Here is an 18767-nt window from a genome sequence, read left to right as displayed (position 1 = left end):
GACATAGCCAGCGAACGCGTCTATCTTCGACCAGATAAACAAATAAAGCGCTTTAGTTCATCGGCTCGCCGCCGCAGCCACCGCGCAGTCCCGCCCGACGAGGTGCGGGGTCGACGAGGAGGAGAGCGAGTGCGACACACGAAGACAGCGCCGCAGCGTTTCGGCACGGCATTGGTTGTTGTCCTGACCGCCCTGGCCACGGTGTCACCGCCGGCGCAGGCGTTCCCCAGGTCGTCACGGGAGCAGGTGATCGACTACCTGGGTTCGGTCACCGGCCGGTACGTCGTGTCCGGTCAGCACAACAAGGAGCCGGCGAGCAACCCCGGCCAGTACACCCAGCAGGTCAAGGACATCACCGGCCAGTACCCCGGACTGTGGGGTGGTGACCTGATGTTCCGGCCTGAGGACGTGGCGAACCGGCAGCGGGTGGTCGACCAGGCGAAGGTCGAGTGGGCCAACGGGTCCCTGGTCGCCCTGACCTGGCACGTGTGCACGCCCACCGGCCCGAGCACCTGCCAGTTCGACGGCGGGGTGAAGACGCAGATCGGCCAGAGCCAGTTCACCGAGGTGGTCACCAGCGGCACCGCGCTCAACAACGCCTGGAAGCGCCGCCTGGACGAGGTCGTGCCCTACCTGCAGCAGCTCAAGAACGCGGGTGTGCCGGTCCTGTTCCGGCCGCTGCACGAGATGAACGAGGCCTGGAACTGGTGGGGCAACCGGCCGGGACCGGAGGGCAGCGCGAAGCTCTACAAGATCACCCGCGACCACCTGGTGGGCAAGGGGCTCGACAACCTCATCTGGGTGTGGAACGTCCAGGACAACCCCGCCGGCAACTGGGCCGCGTACTACCCCGGCGCGCAGTACGTGGACGTCGTGTCCCTCGACGTCTGGTACAAGGGCCTGCCCAGTTCCGGTGACTACCAGCAGGTCCAGAACATCGCCGCCGGCAAGCCGATCGCCCTCGCCGAGACCGGGAAGGCGCCGAGCGCGGCGTTCCTGGACGCCCAGACCCGGTGGAGCTACTTCATGATCTGGTCGGAGCACCTGCGCGGCAACAACACGGCGGCGGAGGTCCAGACCGCCTACTTCCACCCGCGCACGCTGAACCAGGGCGAGTTCACGATCCCGGGCGCGTAGCGCCGGCGGGTGCTGCCGGTGCGCTCCACGACGCCGGCTCCGGCGGCGACGCGGGCCAGGAGGTCCTGGCCCGCGTCACGACCGTGCGGTCAGAGGCGTTGCAGGGTGTAGGTCCCGCTACCCGCCTTGTTCACCAGCACCACGCCGTACCAGCCGGTGGCCGGCGGGGTGAACGTGATGGTCTCCACCGCGCCGGGACCGCCGACCGCGGCACCGGCGGCGACACTGGTGCGGCTGCGGACGTAGGTGGCGGACTGGCCGGCCACCGAACCGACGAGGAACAGCTCCGCGTCCTGCGAGGCGCTGCCCGGCGTGACCTTGATGGTCACCGGCACGCCCGCGGTGAGGCTGGTGTCGCGCACCGCCACGACCTTGGTGCTGGACATGGCGATGGACTGCGCGGACGCCGCGGGCAACGTGGTCGAGCCCTGGGCCAGCTCCAGGCTGTAGCCGCCGGTGCCGGAGGAGGCGTTGACGCGCGGGTAGAAGTCGCCGAGCGGCGTCGTCCCCGAGTTGGAGTTGATCGCCACGAAGTCCACGACACCGGCGGCCAGGCTCGCGCCCTTCTGCACGGTCTGGGCCTTGTCGTCGTACACGCGCAGGTCGTAGTCGGCGCCCGCCGGTGAGCGCAGGGCCACCACGGACCACGCATTGGTGGTGGTGTTGAAGGAGAAGTTGTGCGGCACCGGGGTCGGCCGGGAGACCGCGGTGTTGTTGGCCAGCGGGTCGCGGAAGGTGTAGTCGATGGTGTTCTGGTAGAGGGACGCGAGGCCGCCGTTGGCCGCGGTGTTGAAGCCGTCGGCGGTGCGGTGGGCCCAGAACTCGGCGAACGTGTTGGACTTGTGGTTCAGGAACGTCGTCCAGATGTTGCCGGGGTTGCGGCCGCTCTCGGCCAGCCGGTCCCACGGTGCCTCGTCGGTGCTGTCGGACAGGTCGATCAGCGCGCCGGCGACGCGGCCCTCCACGGTGTCGCCGTTCTCCCACGGGAAGCTGCCCCACCACGGGTTCCAGGTCGAGCCCCAGGTGGCGCTCTCCAGGTCGATCCAGTTGCCGTCCGCCCAGTTCCACACCGGGTCGTTGTAGACCTGCACGGGGGTCCACTCGGCGAAGCCCTCGACCCAGGCCAGGCCCGCGGTGCCGTGGGTGTGGACGCCGTGCGGGCCACCGGCGCCGGGCACCGGGCTGAACTCGTAGACGTCGTCCATCACCGAGTGCGTGGCCTCGTGCACGGTGACGTCGCGGGAGTTCGGGTCGTTGGCCATCAGGTGGATCTGCCGGGTGGGCGGGTCGTAGTAGGTGCCGGTGACCGAGTCCCAGCGCCAGTTCACGACCACCCGCGGGCAGGTCGCGCCGCCGGCGTCGTTGGCGTCCCAGCAGGCGCCCGGCTTCCAGTTCCAGAAGTCGTTGATGGCGTCGTAGGCCTGCACACCGCGCTGGTGCAGCGGGTCACCGGGCTGGAGCTGGCCGAAGTTGTGCGTGGTGCCCGTGGCGAGGTTGGCCGCGACCGGGCTGTCGTAGGAGTAGACGGTGCCGGTGCCGGTCTCCTGCACCCGCCACATGTTGTTCTCGGCGACGAACCGGACGTAGATGTCCTGGCCGCCGTTGGCGAGACCGCCGTCGGTGTCGGTGTTGTCGAAGCAGACGGAGTAGTTGCCCGCGCCGTCGGTGGCGACCACGCCGAGCAGGTCGTGGGCGTCGTTGACGTCGCGGTCCCACACCTGCACCCCGTAGTTGGGGGAGCTGCGGACGACGGCGAGGTTGTCGGTGTAGGCCCAGCCGCCGGTGACGCAGGCCGTTCCGGCCAGTGCGGTGGTCCCCTCGACCTGAGCGGTGGGCCTGGCGGGGGTGGTGGCGGCGGGGCGGTGGGTCAGCTGCGGGGCGACGCGACCGGCGGTGACCACGGCCGGTGCGGTGGTGGTGTGCGCGGAGCCCGCCATGCCGGGGGAGGACTTGCCGCCGCGGTCGGCGACGGTGAGGTACACGTGGTCGGCGGGGATCGGGGAGTGCTCGTCACCGGCGGACACCGCGCGCACCGCGATGTCGGCGGGACCGGCCGCGGTGGCCCTGACCCGGCCGGTGAACCGCTGGGTGCCGCCCGCGGCCAGTGCCGTGCCGCCCTCGGCGCGACGCACCCCACCGCGGTCGGCGGGCGTGGCCGGGGTGACCTGGCGGCTGCCGAGGCCCGCGGGCACCTGCTCCCATTCAAGGCCCGCCGGCAGGTCCACCTCGACGCGCACGTCGGGGCGGGCGAACTGGGCGGCGACCTCCACGGTCAGCACCGCGGACTCGCCCACGGCGGGCAGGGCGGCGAGCCCGGCCGAGACGGACACGCAGCTGCGCCACTGGTGCCGGTCGGAGACGTGCGGGTTCGGTCTCAGCGCGCAGGCCTCGGGTCCTCGCGCGGCGTGCGCTCCCGGCGGGGCGCCGGTGACCAGGCCGCTCGCGGTGAGCACGACCAGTGCGGTCACCCATCGGGCACGCGCCTTCGCTGCAGACATCGCTCACCACTCCTCGTGCGTCGAAAGTGCTTGGGAGCACAACGATCGCCGCGCGACGCCGGACCGGACAGGCCCACTGCCCCCGCGGAAGGGGTGGACCACTGCGGGAGGTCGCCGAAAAATCCGCGCGGCAGATCACCGGCGCCATTACCGTTGTGGCGGGCGGAAGGGGGAGCGTGGCCGGTTCGCAGCTGGTGGGACGGGAGCGCGAACTCGCTGCGGCGGCGGAGGTCCTCGCACGGGCGCAGGAGCGCACCGCGCGGTTGCTGCTGTCCGGCGAGGCGGGGATCGGCAAGAGCGCGCTGTGGGAGCGGGTGCTGGCCGACGCGGCGGAGCGCGGCTGCACGGTCCTGTCGTGCCGTCCGGTCGAGTCGGAGGCCCAGCTGGCGTTCGGCGGTCTGGTCGACCTGTTCGACCGCCTGCCGGACAGCGCTTTCACGCTTCTGCCGCAACCACAGCGCACCGCGCTGGAGGTGGCGCTGCTGCGCCGCCAGGCCGACGAGGGCGCGGGTGACCAGCGTGCGGTGTGCCTGGCCGCGCTCAACGTCGTCCGCTCGCTGGCCGCCGCCGCACCGCTCGTGCTGGCCGTGGACGACGTGCAGTGGCTGGACGAGTCCAGCGGCCGGGTGCTCGCGTACGTGGTGCGCCGGTTGGCCGAGGAACGCGTGGCGGTCGTGGTGTCCGTGCGCGACGGGGACGGCGGTGCCGTGCCGCTCGGGCTGGCCGGGCAGGACCACCTGGTGCACCTGCGGCTGAGCGGGTTGAGCATCGGCGCGCTGCACCGGTTGGTGCGCGGTGCGGTCGGTGCGCCGTTGCCCCGGCCCACGCTCGTCCGCCTCCAGCGGGCCAGCGGCGGCAACCCGTTCTACGCGCTGGAGCTCGCCGGTGTGCTGGACGACGGTGGTGCGCCAGGACTTCCGCTGCCGACCCCGCGCGCGTTGGGTGAGCTGCTCACCGACCGGATGGTCGCGCTGCCCGCCCACAGCAGGGAGGCCCTGCTCTACGCCTCGGCGCTGGCGCAGCCCACCGTCGACCTGGTCGCCCGCGCGATGGGCGACGCCGAGTCGGCGGACGAGGCGCTGGCCGACGCGGAGGACCACGGTGTGGTGGAGGTGCTGGCGGGCGCCGTCCGGTTCACGCACCCGCTGCTGCGGTCCGCCGTCTACTCGGCCGCGCCGAACGGGCGCCGCCGCCGGGTGCACCGGCGGCTCGCGGAGGTGCTGGACGACCCGGAGACCCGCGCCCTGCACCTGGCGTTCGGGGCGAGCGGCCCCGCTCCCGAGGTGGCCGACGCCCTGGGCGAGGCCGCGCACCTGGCCCAGCAGCGCGGTGCGCTCGAGAACGCGGCCCGGCTGTGGGAGCTGGCGGCCGGTCACGTCACCGAACCGGAACGCAGGGCCGGGCTGCGGGTCGCCGCCGCGCAGTGCCTGTTCTCCGCCGGGGACGCGCAACGGGCCCGCGAGCTGTTCGAGGCCGCCGTGGCCGATCTGCCCGCCGGCCCGCACCGCGCGGTGGCGTTGCTGGAGCTCGCGGTCGCGGTGTTCTTCGGCGGCGGCCCGGTGGAGGCGACCGCGCTCAGCGACGAGGCGCTGGCCTGCGCGGGGGACAACCCGGTGCTGCGCGCGACGACGTACCTGCGCCGGTCGTTGTTCTGCCAGAACGACACCGCCGAGCGCTACCGCAACACCCACCAGGCGCTCGACGAGATCACCGGCCACGAGGAGGAGGCGCCCGACGACCTGGTGGCGTGCATCCTCGTCAGCAGCGCCTACTACAAGCTGCTCGCCGGACTGGGCCTGCACCACGACTACCTGCGGCGGGCAGCGGAGCTGGTCTCGCCGACGGCCCAGAACCGGGACGCGCGGGCGGCCCGCAGCCTGCTGCGCGTGGTCGCCAAGTACACCGACCCGGTGCGCGGGCGGCAGGAGTTCGCCTTGTCGCGCCGCGCCTCGCTGGACCGGGGCGACGAGGCGATCGCCGTGCACGAGCTGGTGCACCTGGCCGAGCTGGACGTCTGGCTGGGTGACTGGTCACTGGCCGCCGCGGAGGCAGCGGAAGCCGTCGACGCCGCCGAGCAGACCGGACAACGACCGTGGGTCGCCTACGCCCTCTACACCCGCGCCCTCGTCGACGCCCACCGCGGCGACCACGACGAGGCCTGGGAGGCGGCGACGGAGGGGCTGCGCATCGCCACTGACCTCGACGACTCGTGGGTCACCGTGCACCTGCGGGCCGTGCTGGGCTTCACCGAGCTGTCCCGGCACGAACCGGCGGCGGCCAGGGAGCACCTGCTCGCCGCGCTGGAGCTGTGCGCGGCGGTCGGGCTGGGCGACTTCCCGCTCAGCTCCCTGTACGGCGACCTGGTGGAGGTGAGCGCGGAGCTGGGGCTGGTCGCGGAGGCCGAGGCGCTGCTCGCGGACCTGGAGCTGCGCCGCGACCGCGCGCCCCGCCCGTGGGTCACCGCGGTGGCCGCCCGATCCGCCGCCCTGGTGCGGATGGCGCGCGGGGACCTCGCGGGCGCGCAGGAGGCGGCGGAGGCAGCGCCGGAGCTGCCGATGCCCTTCGAACGGGCCCGCGCCGACCTCGTGCGCGGCCGGATCATGAGGCGCCGCAAGGAGAAGCTCCTGGCGCGGGAGCTGCTGCTGGCCGCCAGGCAGGAGTTCGAACGGCTGGGCGCACGCCGGTGGGCGGCCGAGGCCGACACGGAGCTGAGCCGGCTGGGGTTGCGCCGCGACGACGAGCACGGCCTGACCGCGACCGAGCTGCACATCGCCCGGCTCGTGGCCGGCGGGCTGAGCAACCGCGAGGCGGCCGCGGCGGCGTACGTGACGACCAAGACCGTCGAGGCGCACCTGAGCCGGATCTACCGCAAGACCGGTGTGCGCACCCGGCGCGAGCTGAGCCGGTTGGGGTTCCTGCGGGAGCCGCGGGACTGACTGTGGGGTCGTTCCCCGATTCCCGCAGGGGTGTCCCCGCCGCAGGCTTGACCGCATGACGACGGAGCCGGCGGGTCAGCTGTTCCTGGTGGAGTGCTACCTGCCCGGCGCGGCCGCGGAGGAGGTCGCCGCGGCGATGTGCTCCGTGGTGGCCGCTGGTAGGGGAACCACGGCGTTCGTCTGCTGCCTGGCGATACCGGGCGACGACACCTATTTCGGCCTCTTCGGCGGCGGCACGCCGGACCACCTGGAGCTGACCTTCCGCAGGGCCGGGGTGCCCTTCGAGCGGATCGTCGAGGCGACGCGGGTCGGTCTGGACGCGGCCGGGGAGGCGTTCGCAGGACAGGGGGAACGATGCGCGACCAGGAGAGCCTGACGGTCCCGATCGGGCTGGACCGCGGTACCGGCAGGCCGTTGCAGGAACAGCTGGCCGACCAGCTCGCCGCGGCGGTCGACCGGGGTCAGCTGGCCAGCGGCCACCGGCTGCCGTCCACCCGGACGCTCTCCGAGCGGCTGGACGTCTCGCGCGGCGTGGCGCTGGCGGCCTACGAGATCCTCTACTCGCGCGGCTACCTGGAGAGCCGCCGCGGTTCGGGCACCTACGTCGCGGGCCGCACGGCCGCCGTGCGCACGCTGCCCGCGCCGAAGGCCGGTGCCGAGCTGGTCGACTGCACGCCGGGTCAGGCCACCCGCGACGACTTCCCGCTGGCCGCGTGGCGTGCGGCGTGGCGGCACGCGAGCTTCCAGCCGCCGCTGACGTGCGACCTGCCCGCCGGTGGGCTGCCGGAGCTGCGCCAGGCGGTGGTCGAGCACCTGCGCCGCACGCGCGGCCTGGTGGCGGACGACCACGAGGTGCTGATCACCACCGGTGTGCCGCAGGGCGTGCAGCACGTGCTGGCCGCCTTGGCCGGTCGCGGACGCGTCGCGGTGCAGGACCCGGCACCGCCCGCGCTGGGGCAGGCGGTCGAGTACGCGGGGGCCACGGCCGTGGCGCTGCCCGCGGACCGGGACGGCCAGTGGACCGGTGTGGTGCCGCCGTCCTGCACGGCCGTCGTGGTCTCACCTGACGGGCAGGTGCCCGCGGGCGCGGTGCTGCCCGCGTTGCGCCGCGGCCAGCTGGCCGACTGGGCCCGGCGCGAGGACGGGTACGTGGTGGCGGTGGCGGTGGACCACATCGCGCCGTCCGCGGCACCGCTGCCGAGGCTGCTGCACCTGGCCGGCCCGCGGGTCGTGGTGGTGGGCGACTTCCGCACGGTCTTCGACCCGTCGCTGCACGTCGGTTACGTGCTGGTGCACCGCAGCCGCGCCGACGAGGTGACGCGCAGCGTGCGCCGCGGCCACGACCAGCCCTCCGCCGTGGCGCAGTCCGCCATGGCGCACCTGCTGGCCGAGGGGCACGTGACGCGCAGGCTGCGGCGGCTGGAGCGGTCGTTCGCCCGCAAGGACGTCCTGGTGCGCGCGGCTCTCGCGCCCCTGCGGCTCGCGGCACCGGGTGTGCCGGGCGTGGTCGTGGTGCACCTGCCCGACCACGTCCGCGCCGCGCAGGTGCAGGCCGAGCTGCGCCTGCGCGGCGTGGTGGTGCCGGTGCTGGCGGCCTACCACCTGCCCGGCCGCCCGGCGGGCAACGCACTGGTGTTCGGGCACGGGCACCTGTCCGACCGGGCGCTGCGCACGGCACTGGACGCGCTCACCACCGTGCTGCGCGCCGACCACGCCGTCACCGACCGGGCGTGCGGCCTGTAGTGCGGGCCGCTCGACGACTCCCGCGCAGTCCGCGCGGCGAACGCAGGAAGAACGAAGGGGAGGGGTTCTCATGAACGTCCGCAAAGCAGTTCTGGCGGCCGCACTGGCCTTGGCCGCGGCATTCGCGGTCACCGCGGGACCGGCGGCAGCGGTGATCGGTGCCGACCCGGTGGCGCAGCAGGACGCCGAGCGCGAGGGCGGTGGCGGCGAGGGCGGTGGCAGCGCCTGAGACGAGCAGGCACGGCGCCGTTCCCCTCTGCGGAGGGGAACGGCGCCGTGCCGTGTCAGGACTTGCTGTCGTCATCGCCGCCGCGGCGCAGCTCCCTGCGGGCGTCCGAGATGGACCTGGCCAGCTTCGGCAGTCGGCTCGCGCCGAACAGCAGCACCACGACGAGCAGCACGAGCAGGATCTCCGTCATGCCCAGTGGCACGGCACACTCCTTTCAGGACAGTGCGACGGTGTCGGTGTGGACCAGGCGGGTGGCGGCGGTGCCGCCGTTGCCGTCGCGGTGGACCTCGAACTCCTCGACGGCCAGCCGCAGCGCCCCGGCCCCGGTGGGCAGCGTGACCGTGCCGGTCCAGGTGTGGACGCCGCTGTCGTTGACCGGGGTGGAGATCGTGGTGGCGAAGCCGCCGCCGGCGGGCTGCCAGCGCAGCACCGGGTCGGTCACGCCGTCGAGCTGCCGCTCCACGGTCACCCTGACCTCGTTGGGACGGCCCGAGTGGGTGAGCGAGGGACCGGGGCCGGTCACCTGCACGGTCCGGGTGGAACCGCTGCCGGTGACCACGACCGCCCGGTCCGGTGCGAGCTGGGTGAAGTCCGCGGTCGCCACCGCGGACAGGTGGTGGCCGGGGATCGAGCTGGGCTGGTAGCGGGCCAACGCCAGGCGCACGAACGGGAAGTAGCTCTTCAGCGGGTCGTCACCGGTGCGAGTGATGCGGATGTCGCAGAACCACAGCCCGCGCGCCGAGTCGTAGGCCACGTCGTACGCGGCGAACTTCAGCTGGGTGTCCGGGAACTCCGGCACCGCCATGCCCGTGCCGTAGATCGCGGCCTGCGGGAACGAGCTCGCGGTCACGTCGTCGGGCATCACGGTCGAGTGCATCGCCGCGTCGGCGCCCCAGGCCGTGACGACGTTGCGCAGGTGCTCCGGTGCGTCGTTGACCGTGTCCGGCCACATGAGCACGGCGAGCTTCTCCCCGTCACCGCTGGAGAACCACGGCCGCTCCAGGTACACCCGCAGCCCGCCGCCGCGCCGCACGCTCTGGCCCGGCGCCGGGTTCTCCCAGCGGAAGACCGGCAGGACCTGGCGGATCCTGGGCGCGGCCGGACGGGCGGTGCTGGGGATGTTCTGCTCCAGCACCGCAGGCGCGCTGCGCGTGTCCGGGCGGACGAACGACACCTCCAGCGTGCGGCCCGTGGTGAGGCTGCCGCCGTTGGTGCGCCGGAACGTGCCGGTGGCCGCGTCGGTGACCACGTAGTCGCCGGGCGCGTGCTCCGGGCTGCTCCCCGGCGGGGCCTGCCGGTACTGCCGGTGCGTGTCCCTGTCGGCCACGACCAGGTGGGCGGGGTCGATCGGCACGCCGAGGGTGTGCTGCGTGCCGCTGAAGGCGACCTCCCTGCGTTCGCGGAAGAACTCGCTGAAGCAGGTCACCGCCCGCGCCTCGTACCGCACGCGCCGGTGCTTGGTGTCGCCGAACTCGTGCCGTGCCTGGAACTCCAGGGTCTCCGTCGCCGGGGCCGGCCCCGGCACCTGGCTGACCGGCACGGTGATCGGCGCGGCCCGGAACGTGCGGTCGGGCACCGGTTCCGTGACGCCGTCGTCCACCGGCATCCGCCAGCTTCCGGCGAACTCCACGCTGCTGGTGCTCTTGCGGCTGACCTGCACGGACGGGCCGAGCACCACGTGCGTCGAGCCGGCCTGCCCCTCGACCGGCCGCCGGGCGGTGACGGAGCCGATGCCCGGCACGGCGAGCGGGGTGCGCACGGCGTGCGTCAGCGTCAGCGTCCTGGCCGGGGTGAACATCCAGTGCCGGCCGCCGACGACCGACTGCCGCAGCGCGGTCACGCTGACCTGGTTGCCGGGGTGGGCGGCGTTCCACTCGGCAGCGCCCTGCTCGACCAGCGGCCACAGCGCCATCAGGTCCAGGTCGGCCGCGTCGAACTGAGCGGAGAGCTGGAGCCGGTAGCTGTCGCCCGGCATGAGCCGCACGGTCAGCACGCGGTCGGTCCCGTTCCACGACCAGCCCGCCGTGCCCTGCTGGAGGCGGATGCGGAAACCCTTGGCGTTCGGCCACGTCGCCGGGTCGGCCGCGGTGATCGTCGTGGACGTGGTGGCGCCGGGCAGTCCGCGCACGAGGATGCGCCGCGCCAGCGGTTCCGGCAGGTGGGGAACGGGCAGCTGGTCGGTGTCGTAGTACCAGTGCCGGTCAGCGGGTGCCGGCAGGGTGCGCGCCGAGGCGTGCTGCTCCAGCACGGCGGCGTCCCGTGCGGCCAGGTCGGCGTAGGCGACGGCGTCCACCGGCCGGCCGGTGGTGGTCCGGTCGAGCATGCCGTGCTGCTCGGCGACCTGGACGGTGGTGCGCGGCGGCAGCACGTGCCGGTCGGCGGTGCCGACGTTCGTGTCGCTGCCGGTGTTGCCGCGCAGCACCATCACCTCCAGCGACTCGGCCGCACCCGGCACCGACCGCAGCAGCACCTCGGGAGCGGAGACCGGTTCGAACCGGCGGAACGTCTCCGCCGCGGTGCTCAGCGCCGAGTCGGTGAGCGCGTCGGCCTGCTCGGTGGTCAGCGAGTTGCCGGCGATGTCCACCGCCCGCGCCCGCAGCCGGTAGCGGCGCCCGAACCGCAGCCGCGGCAGCGCACGGGCACCGAACGTGGTGCGGAACGGGAAGTCCGGGTCGGCTGACCCGCTGCCGTCGGCGAGCCCGTTGTCGCCGGCCAGCGACTTGCCGGGCCGGCCGACGGCGAGGCTCCAGCCCGCCCAGTGCACCAGCGACTCCTGCAGGTACAGGTCCTCGTCGCCGCCGGCACCGGAGGTCGTGGGCGCGGTCTGCGCGGCCGTCTCCTCCAGCACCTTCACGTTCTCGTCACCGCTGCGCACGAACACGTACGCGCCGTCGCGCCACATCAGGGAGAACCACTGGCCGGCGGTCTCGTCGCGCACGTCCCACCGGTAGCCGCGCACGACGTCGTCGGCGGTGAGCTCGACGTCGTCGGTGATCTTGTCACCGCCGGAGGTGAACGCCGCGTCGTTGACCTGCCGGCCGCGTTCGACCTTCTGCGCCAGCCGGACCGCCCGCGACAGCCGGCCCACCGAGAAGCCGGCCGTGCGCAACGCCGGCAGCGCGTGCTCGTCCGGTGTGGTCGCACTGCGCTTGACCACCTGCCCGCCGCGCTCGACCCGCAGCCGGGTGACCGTGTCGGCGAACTGCCGCACGGCCAGCGCCGCGGCGTCGGGATCGACCTGCACCACGGCGAACCGGTCGGTCTCGCCGACCCGCAGCAGCCCGTCGCGCAGGTCGCTGTCGGTGTCGAGCGGGCTCGCGGCGAACACGTGCCGTGCGCCCTTGCCGATCCGGCAGCGCATCAGCGGCCGCACGTGCACCTCGGACTCGCTGCCCAGCAACGGTTTCAGGTCGGTGACCACCCGGACACCGGTGACCCGCTCGTTGCCGCGCACCAGGTTCAGCACGGCCGGATCGGCCGACTCGAAGTCGAGGACCAGTCCCAACAGCCGCTGGAGGTGGTGGTGCTCGCGGGTCATCGCGACGGCCTGGTGGAAGTCCAGCTTCGGCGCGGCCAGCGGCGGCAGGTCGCCGGTCACCGGCGCGCGCCTGCGGTGGAACCGCTCGGCCTGCAGGAACGTCAGCGCGACACCGTCGGCGGTCGAGGCGTCGCCCGGCCGGAACGGCACCGCCCACCGCGCGGGGTCCTGCGGGTCGAGGCTGAACAGGGCCTCCAGCCGGTCGCGCAGCCGTTGCTTGCGGTCCAGGCCGGGTCCGGAGTGGTCGCCGTCGAACTCGAACCCGACGGCACCGAACGCGTCGCTGGCGGTGAGCTCGTCGAGCGTCGGGAACTCCTCGGGGAACCGCGCGCCGAACCGCCCGTAGCGCTGGTGCACGAAGTCGCGCACGTGCTGGGTGGGGTAGGAGCGGATGCGCCGGCGGGCGAACCGGGTCAGCGCGTGCCCTTGGACGTGCGAAGTGGGCGTGAACAACGCGGTCCAGTGCCGGCTCACCGGTGTGGACACGCGTCTGGCCGTGGCGCGCACGGGTCTGCCGCTCTGGTCGAGGACACCGGGGAACTCCAGCTGGAACGCCGCCGCGGCCACCCTGGCGGGCCAGTCGGTCCAGTCGGGGAAGGCGCTCAGCTGCGCGGAGCCGGCCGTGGGCAGCAGCCGCGGCGCGACGTGCACGGAGAACCGGACGAGGTCCAGGCCGGTGGTGACCCCGCCGGGCAGGACGGTCCAGGTGATGGTCTGCTTGCTCATGATCAGGCTCCGACGGGGGCGAACGCGGCGCAGTACCCGGCCCAGTCCTGCTGGGTGAAGGCGGCGCCGAACGGGTGGGCCGGCAGCTCGGGTGCGGCGGCGAGGGCCGCGCGCCGGGCCGACGGTGCGGGCGTCTTGGCGAACTCGCGGCGGGTGCGGACGGTGAACGTCTCGCTGAACAGCCACAGCTCGATGGACACGGTGATGCTCGCCTCGCCGACGAGCACCGAGCTGCCGTCGGCCTTCTCCTGGTAGGTGAGGCCGAGGTAGAACTCGACCGACACGGACACCAGGCCGAGGAACCGCAGGCTGCCGCGCATCCGCAGGTAGGCAGCGAGACCGGCCTGCTGGCGCACGACCTCGGTGCCGTTCTCGACGACCTCGACCTTCTCCAGCAGGTACGAGATGCCGCCGAGGGCCTCGATGCCGCCGCTGGCGACGCCCAGGTCGAGCGCCAGCGCCGCGCCGAAGACGAAGCCGACCTCCAGCCGTTCCAGACCGTCGGCCCCGAGCGCCACCCCGGCGTAGCCGCCGCCGGTGAACCCGAAGATGCGCAACGAGAACGGCCGTTCGCGGGTGTTCAGGTCGAAGTTCACCCGCACCGCGCTGCCGTCGAACGGGATGGCCACGGCGGCGTGCACCGTCAGCTCGCTGATCTGCAGCACTCCCAGCGGGATCGTCGGCACCGCGAACCGCAGCCCCGCCTCGACGCCACCGGTGCCCGCGGTGATCTCCAGCTTGCTGCCCAGGAACGAGCACAGCTCGGCCAGTTCCTCGACGTACTTGAAGGCGTTGTGGAAGCTGACCTCGCGCAGCCCGCAGTCCACGGCCGTCTTGCTGCCGCTGCCAGAGGAGTACCGCAGGAAGTCGAACTCCAGCGAGATGATCCGCCGCGGCCCGGTGGTGCCGAACAGGTGCAGGGCGAAGTCGCGCAGCTCGGCGTTGACGCGGTAGCCGGACTCGACGCCCGCGTCGACCGGGTGCGTGTAGACGGCGAGGACGGTGAGCGGGTCGGTCGTCCCCAGCGGCTCGAACACCGGCAGCGCCTTGGGTCCCGCCTCGATCTTCGGCGTCCAGAGCATGGTCCACTCGTGGGCGCCGATGTCGTCGCGCAGCCGGTGGCTCATCCTGGGGGCGTTGTCCGGAATGGACGCCGGCGGTGAGGTGAGCGCGGGCAGCAGGTCCTTGACGGGAACGCCGCCGAGCACCTTGGCCTTGGTGACGTCACCGAACATCTTCGCCGGGTCGTACACCTCCTTGGCCGCGTCGACCGGCACGACGGTGACCGGACCGTTCTTAGCGGACATGGCTTTGATGTCACCGCTCGGCGTCGCCATGCCACCGGTGGCGGCGGCCGAGAACGCGAGCGGTGTCTGCGGCGCTGCCGGGTGCAGCGCGAGGTAGACCCCGCCGGGGTTGTTCGTGGAGTGGTCGATCCCGTTGACGAGGTAGGCCTCGGCGTACTCGAACGGTGTCGCCCCCACCGCCCCGCCGGTCAGCGCGGCGACCTCCGGCAACCGCACCACGGCCCGTTCCAGCACGGGGTGGAACGGAACCTGGCCGGTCGTCTTCGCGGAGCCGAACACGATCCGGTCCACGTTGCTCGCGGTGCTGCCGGGCGGGTAGGTGCCGCGGTGCGCCAGCGCGACCTTGTGCCCGCCCGTCTCCGCGGTCCGCAGGGCGAGGACCTCGGTGGTGGTGCGGGTGTTGTAGGCGGTGTGGATCGCGTCGAGCAGGTCGTCCGCGTTCTGCGAAGTGGTCGTGGAGTCCGGCACGAACAGCACCGGAACGGTGAAGTCGACCTCCTGCCCGTCGTGGTCGACGCCGCGCAGGTGGAAGGGGAGCGGCGTCGTCGATGCCGACGCTGCCTTCGGGATGAACGAGGTGGCGATCCGACCGCCGGCGAAGTCCTGCGGTGTGGCCAGCGGCGGGGTGATGCGCGTGAGGACCTCGATCGCGGCGAACGGCACCTCGCGCCCGCGCCGTGCGAGCGTGGTGTCGGCCCAGTAGGTGCGTCTCGTCTGCTGCACGACGATGTGCTGGGTCCGGTGCAGGTAGGCGTACCACGGTCCGGGCGTGCCGTCGGGGTTGGGCCTGCGCCCGAACCGGCGTTCCGCGACGTCGACCAGCGAGGCGCGATGTCCGTACGGGAACAGGAATCCCGCGTTCTCGGTGCGCACCAGGTGGTCACGTCCGAGACTGGCCCTGTGCTGCCATCCCTTGAGCTGCAACGAGCTCGTGGACGGGTACCTCCACGTCCCCTCGGCTTCGAAGGTCGCGCCGAGGCTGCTCAACGCGACCCCGGTGGCCTCGACGGGTTTGGGCAGGGACGGGTCGAGCCCGGTGCGCAGCGTCGGATCGGCGCTCAGGCGGACGAGCGCGAACCGCTGCCTCGGCCCGAGCACGTGCAGGACGTCGTCGGCTTCGGGCACTGACGACGGAGTGCGCACCCACGACGCCATCTGCGGGTCCGCGAGCCAGATCGCCCGCAGCGCACGGGCCTCGGCGTTCTCCTGACCGGTCTTGGCCGCGAGCCGGGTGTGCCACAGCTCGGTCCACCCGTTGCGCGTCACCGGTCCCGCGGAGTGCCGCCACCCCTGGTTCTCGTCGGGGGACAGCAGCACCCGCCACGGCATCTCCAGCGCCGTCTCGGTGTCGATCGGCGCCACGAGCGCGGACGCGGTCTGCGTGGCGGTGGCGGTCGCGGTCAGCCGCGGCGTGAACGCGGCCCACGCCAGCAGGGCGTCCACCGTCGTGGCCATCGGCAGGGCGGAGGTGATGTCGAAGGCCAGCCGGCTCGGTCCGGCGACCCTGGTGGCGAGCGGCAGGTCGCCACTGGTCAGCGGAGCGGCGAGCTGCTTCTCCAGCACGGCCTGCGGCGGGAAGTGCACCACCATGAACGCACTGCCCGCGGCGACCTTGCGCAGCTCCGTCCCGTTCGCCGCCAGGTCGGCGTTGAACAGGTCGATCCTGAGGTTGAGGGCGTCCTCGCGGCGCCTCAGGTGCAGCGTGCGGGTGGCGGTGGCGGTGAGTGCGACGTCCGCCGTCGTCTCGCCGGGTCCTGTCCCGCCGGCCCTCGCGACCGCCAGCACCAGACCGCCCGCACCCGTCAGGTACAGGAACCGGCGGCGGCTGACGGTCTTGTCCTCGTCGTGCGCCGGCCGTTCGTCATCGCTCATCGCTCGTCCTCACCGGGTCGTGGAAGTGCGTTCCAGCTTCGGGTGAGGTCGTGCGGGGCGGCAGGTCCACTACTGGTCGAGCTGTGCTGGGCCACTGCCCGCGGCGGTCGGGCTAGGGTTGCGCCAGTTCCTCCAGCGCCTTCTCGACCTCCAGCGACGGGTCGGCGATCCGCGCCGCCCGCAGCGCGCCCGCGAGCACGGTCATGAGCATCTCCGTGACCTGGTCGACGTCGAACGCGTGCTCGCTCAACAGGTGGTCGCGTGCGAGCTGGTCGGCCGCCGTCGTGTACATCCGCATCACGGCCCTGACCGCCGGTCGTGCGAAGTCCAGTCCCAGGTTCTCGCACAGCTTCCGGTTGCCGTCGTCGCGCACGCGGTCGAACGACTCCTCGACGCCCCACGGCTGCAGCAAGAGGTTCAGCGCCAGGTCGCGGTGGGCGGCCAGGTACGTCAGGTGCGCCTTGTGGGACTGGCGGATCCGCCTGCCCAGCGGCACGGCCGGGTCGCTGACGTGCAGGTTGAGCACCTCGGCCCCGATGGCGCACAGCACCTCGCCGTAGAGGCCCTGCTTGCTGCCGAAGTGGTGGAACACCAACCCGTGCGCGACGCCGGCCGCCCGTGCGATGTCGGCGGCCTTGACGTCGTCGTAGCCCGAGGTCATGAACAGCTCACGTGCGGCGGCCAGGACCTTCTCCCTGGTGGCGGCGGCGGAGGCGGCGCGGGTCATGAGCTCCACGCTAACAGCTCGTTGACTCGAAGTCAGCGAGACGGTATTCATTGATTACAAGTCACTGACTTTCAATCAACGGAGTGCGTCATGACGAAGACCTTGATCATCGGAGCGACCGGCACCGTAGGCGGCCTTGTCCTGGAAGAGGCCGTGCGCCGCAACGTGGACGTGCGTGCGTTGGTGCGCAACAAGGAACGGGCGAACCTGCCCGGCACCGTGGAGGTCGTGCAGGGCGACCTGGCCGACCGGGAGTCCGTCGCGGCGGCGCTGAAGGGCGTCGACTCGGCGTTCTACGTGTCGCCGCACGAGACCAACGAGGTCGAGATCGCCACGATCTTCGGTGAGGAGGCCCAGCGCGCGGGTGCCCGCCTGGCGTTCGGCGGCTTCCACGTCGAGGACGACGAGGCGCGTGCGGCGGCGAGCCGTGCCATCCCGGCCTACGGGCCGAAGCTGGCGCTCGCGGCGTTCCTGGCGAGCACCGACACCCGGCCCGCCATGTTCAGCCTCACCAACTTCGACCAGAACGACGAGGTCTTCCGCGCGGACATCGAGGCGGGCGTGTTCCCGACGCCGCTGCACCCCGGCGGGGTCAACCGGATCGACCTGCGCGACGCCGCCGAGGTGATCACGAACGCGCTCACCGACCCCGGGTTCGAGGCAGGCGCCTACCAGTTGCTGGGGCCGGAGTCGCTGAACGGCGAGCAGAGCGCGCGGATCTGGGCGGAGGCACTCGGCCGCGAGGTCGTCTACACCGGTGCCGACCCCGAGTGGCGCAAGGCGTTCGAGCGCAGGCTCTCCGGCCAGAAGCTCGTGGACTGGATCCGCAGCTTCGAGCTGCTCAGCGCGGCGCCGATCGGGACCGACCCCGTCGAGGTCGAGACCATGACCAGGCTGCTCGGCCGCGCCCCGCGCACGCTGCGCGACTACGTGCGCGACTCGGTGAACCGCTGATGGCCGCGTCGCTGTCGAGCTCGGGGGCGTTGTGAAGATCGGTTTCACGTTGCCGCAGGCGGGCGGGGTGGCCTGGCAGGCGCCGCGGGTGGCCGAGTTCGCCCGCGCGGCCGAGGGGCTGGGAGCGGACAGCCTCTGGGTGATCGACCGGTTGCTGTCGCCGGTCAACCCCACGACCGGTCACAACGGGGCCGAGAGCTTCCCGGACGAGTTCCGTGCCGTCCTGGACCCGTTCGTGCTGCTGAGCGTTGCCGCCACGGCCACGGAACGCGTGCTCATCGGCAGCAACGTCCTCAACGCCCCGTGGTACCCGCCCGCGCTGCTCGGCCGCGTGCTGACCTCGCTCGACGTGCTCAGCGGCGGCCGGCTCGTGCCCGGCCTGGGGATCGGCTGGTCGCCGGAGGAGTTCGAGGCGGTGAACGTCCCGATGTCCGAACGCGGCACCCGCCTCGACGAGACCCTCGACGTGCTGGAGCAGCTGTGGACCGCCGACCCGGCCGAGTACCGGGGGAGGCACTGGACGCTGCCCGCGACCCGTGCCGCGCTGAAACCGGTGCGCCGCCCGCCGATCTACCTGGCGGCGTTCGCGCCCGCCTCGATGCGCCGGGTGGCCCTGCGCGGTGACGGGTGGCTGCCCGCGCTGGTGCCTCCCCGCACCACCGACGTCGAGGCGGCGGTGAACCGCCCGCTGGCGGCGATCCGCGGCATGGCGGCCGAGGCGGGCCGCGACCCGGCCGAGCTGGACGTGATCCTGCGGATCTACCCGTCGGTCCGCTCCGCCACCGCGGTGGCCGACGTGGCCGCGTTGATCAGGCGGGTGGAGGCGGAGACCGAGGTCCGGCACGTGCTGGTGGACCTGATGTACCTCGCCGACGACGTCGACCACGTGCTGGAGCTGGTCGAGTCGGTGCTGGAGAACGGCCGCTGAGCGCGGACGGACCCGCCCGACGATCGCCGGCACCCGCACCGGTCAGAAGGCGCTGCTGGACATGGTGCGCAGCCGACCGGGTTCAGCTACGACCAGGCTGGAAACCCGACCGGCGTGAGGCCACCCGTGCTGATGGGGCGGTACAACCTGATCAGCAAACGGGCTCGATGAC

The 18767-nt window shown here is 72.9% G+C and carries 12 protein-coding genes; 7 read left to right on the top strand and 5 right to left on the bottom strand.

Annotated features, from left to right (window positions below; all coding sequences use genetic code 11):
- Positions 1–129: 129 nt before the first annotated feature.
- Positions 130–1137 carry a glycosyl hydrolase gene (locus ACZ7CF_RS40785; RefSeq protein WP_470372374.1) on the top strand — a complete coding sequence of 336 codons (1008 nt, stop codon included), beginning with the start codon at positions 130–132 and terminating at the stop codon, positions 1135–1137.
- 89 nt (positions 1138–1226) lie between these two features.
- On the opposite strand, the gene ACZ7CF_RS40780 is transcribed toward ACZ7CF_RS40785, so the two are convergent.
- Positions 1227–3635 carry a hypothetical protein gene (locus tag ACZ7CF_RS40780; protein WP_470372373.1) on the bottom strand — a complete coding sequence of 803 codons (2409 nt, stop codon included), beginning with the start codon at positions 3633–3635 and terminating at the stop codon, positions 1227–1229.
- Positions 3636–3811: 176 nt separating this feature from the next.
- Between ACZ7CF_RS40780 and ACZ7CF_RS40775 the strand changes: the two genes are divergently transcribed.
- From ACZ7CF_RS40775 to ACZ7CF_RS40760, 4 genes are all read left to right on the top strand, one after another.
- Complete coding sequence (locus ACZ7CF_RS40775; RefSeq protein WP_470372372.1) at positions 3812–6571, top strand: ATP-binding protein; 2760 nt, start codon at positions 3812–3814, stop codon at positions 6569–6571.
- A gap of 55 nt (positions 6572–6626) precedes the next feature.
- Entirely contained in the window at positions 6627–6947 is a 321-nt protein-coding gene (locus ACZ7CF_RS40770; protein WP_360393374.1) for a hypothetical protein, read from the top strand.
- On the top strand, positions 6926–8314 hold the full coding sequence (locus ACZ7CF_RS40765; protein ID WP_360393377.1) for an aminotransferase-like domain-containing protein: 1389 nt from the start codon (positions 6926–6928) through the stop codon (positions 8312–8314). The genes ACZ7CF_RS40770 and ACZ7CF_RS40765 overlap by 22 nt, the downstream gene beginning before the upstream one ends.
- A 70-nt stretch (positions 8315–8384) precedes the next feature.
- The gene (locus ACZ7CF_RS40760) at positions 8385–8543 is read left to right on the top strand and encodes a hypothetical protein (RefSeq protein WP_470372371.1); all 159 of its coding nucleotides are present in this window, start codon (positions 8385–8387) and stop codon (positions 8541–8543) included.
- Positions 8544–8598: 55 nt separating this feature from the next.
- Here ACZ7CF_RS40760 and ACZ7CF_RS40755 read toward each other — a convergent pair whose 3' ends face one another.
- From ACZ7CF_RS40755 to ACZ7CF_RS40740, 4 genes are all read right to left on the bottom strand, one after another.
- Positions 8599–8745 (bottom strand): twin-arginine translocase TatA/TatE family subunit, encoded by a 147-nt coding sequence (locus tag ACZ7CF_RS40755; protein WP_360393382.1) that lies wholly within the window; start codon positions 8743–8745, stop codon positions 8599–8601.
- A gap of 12 nt (positions 8746–8757) precedes the next feature.
- Entirely contained in the window at positions 8758–12807 is a 4050-nt protein-coding gene (locus ACZ7CF_RS40750; RefSeq protein WP_470372370.1) for a hypothetical protein, read from the bottom strand.
- Between the two features lie 2 nt (positions 12808–12809).
- Positions 12810–15986, bottom strand: coding sequence for a hypothetical protein (locus ACZ7CF_RS40745; RefSeq protein ID WP_470372369.1), 3177 nt, complete (start codon positions 15984–15986; stop codon positions 12810–12812).
- 112 nt (positions 15987–16098) lie between these two features.
- Positions 16099–16713, bottom strand: a complete 615-nt coding sequence (locus ACZ7CF_RS40740) for a TetR/AcrR family transcriptional regulator (protein ID WP_360393390.1) — start codon at positions 16711–16713, stop codon at positions 16099–16101.
- A 90-nt stretch (positions 16714–16803) separates the two neighbouring features.
- Between ACZ7CF_RS40740 and ACZ7CF_RS40735 the strand changes: the two genes are divergently transcribed.
- Together ACZ7CF_RS40735 and ACZ7CF_RS40730 are read left to right on the top strand one after the other, a co-directional pair.
- Entirely contained in the window at positions 16804–17667 is an 864-nt protein-coding gene (locus ACZ7CF_RS40735; protein ID WP_470372368.1) for an NmrA family NAD(P)-binding protein, read from the top strand.
- Between the two features lie 31 nt (positions 17668–17698).
- A complete protein-coding gene (locus tag ACZ7CF_RS40730) occupies positions 17699–18595 on the top strand; it encodes a TIGR03619 family F420-dependent LLM class oxidoreductase (protein ID WP_458431570.1) in 897 nt (298 codons plus the stop codon).
- Positions 18596–18767: the final 172 nt, after the last annotated feature.

Source organism: Lentzea sp. NPDC036955, assembly GCF_055608005.1.
The sequence above is the reverse complement of the archived record's forward strand: the minus strand, read 5'-3'. Positions and strand labels throughout refer to the sequence as shown.

Excerpts from the sequence above, each read along its gene's own strand:
- ACZ7CF_RS40770 (WP_360393374.1), top strand. The coding sequence starts at position 6,627 with ATGACGACGGAGCCGGCGGGTCAGCTGTTCCTGGTGGAGTGCTACCTG.
- ACZ7CF_RS40765 (WP_360393377.1), top strand. The coding sequence starts at position 6,926 with ATGCGCGACCAGGAGAGCCTGACGGTCCCGATCGGGCTGGACCGCGGT.
- ACZ7CF_RS40750 (WP_470372370.1), bottom strand. The coding sequence starts at position 12,807 with ATGAGCAAGCAGACCATCACCTGGACCGTCCTGCCCGGCGGGGTCACC.
- ACZ7CF_RS40780 (WP_470372373.1), bottom strand. The coding sequence starts at position 3,635 with ATGTCTGCAGCGAAGGCGCGTGCCCGATGGGTGACCGCACTGGTCGTG.
- ACZ7CF_RS40735 (WP_470372368.1), top strand. The coding sequence starts at position 16,804 with ATGACGAAGACCTTGATCATCGGAGCGACCGGCACCGTAGGCGGCCTT.
- ACZ7CF_RS40745 (WP_470372369.1), bottom strand. The coding sequence starts at position 15,986 with ATGAGCGATGACGAACGGCCGGCGCACGACGAGGACAAGACCGTCAGC.
- ACZ7CF_RS40760 (WP_470372371.1), top strand. The coding sequence starts at position 8,385 with ATGAACGTCCGCAAAGCAGTTCTGGCGGCCGCACTGGCCTTGGCCGCG.
- ACZ7CF_RS40740 (WP_360393390.1), bottom strand. The coding sequence starts at position 16,713 with ATGACCCGCGCCGCCTCCGCCGCCGCCACCAGGGAGAAGGTCCTGGCC.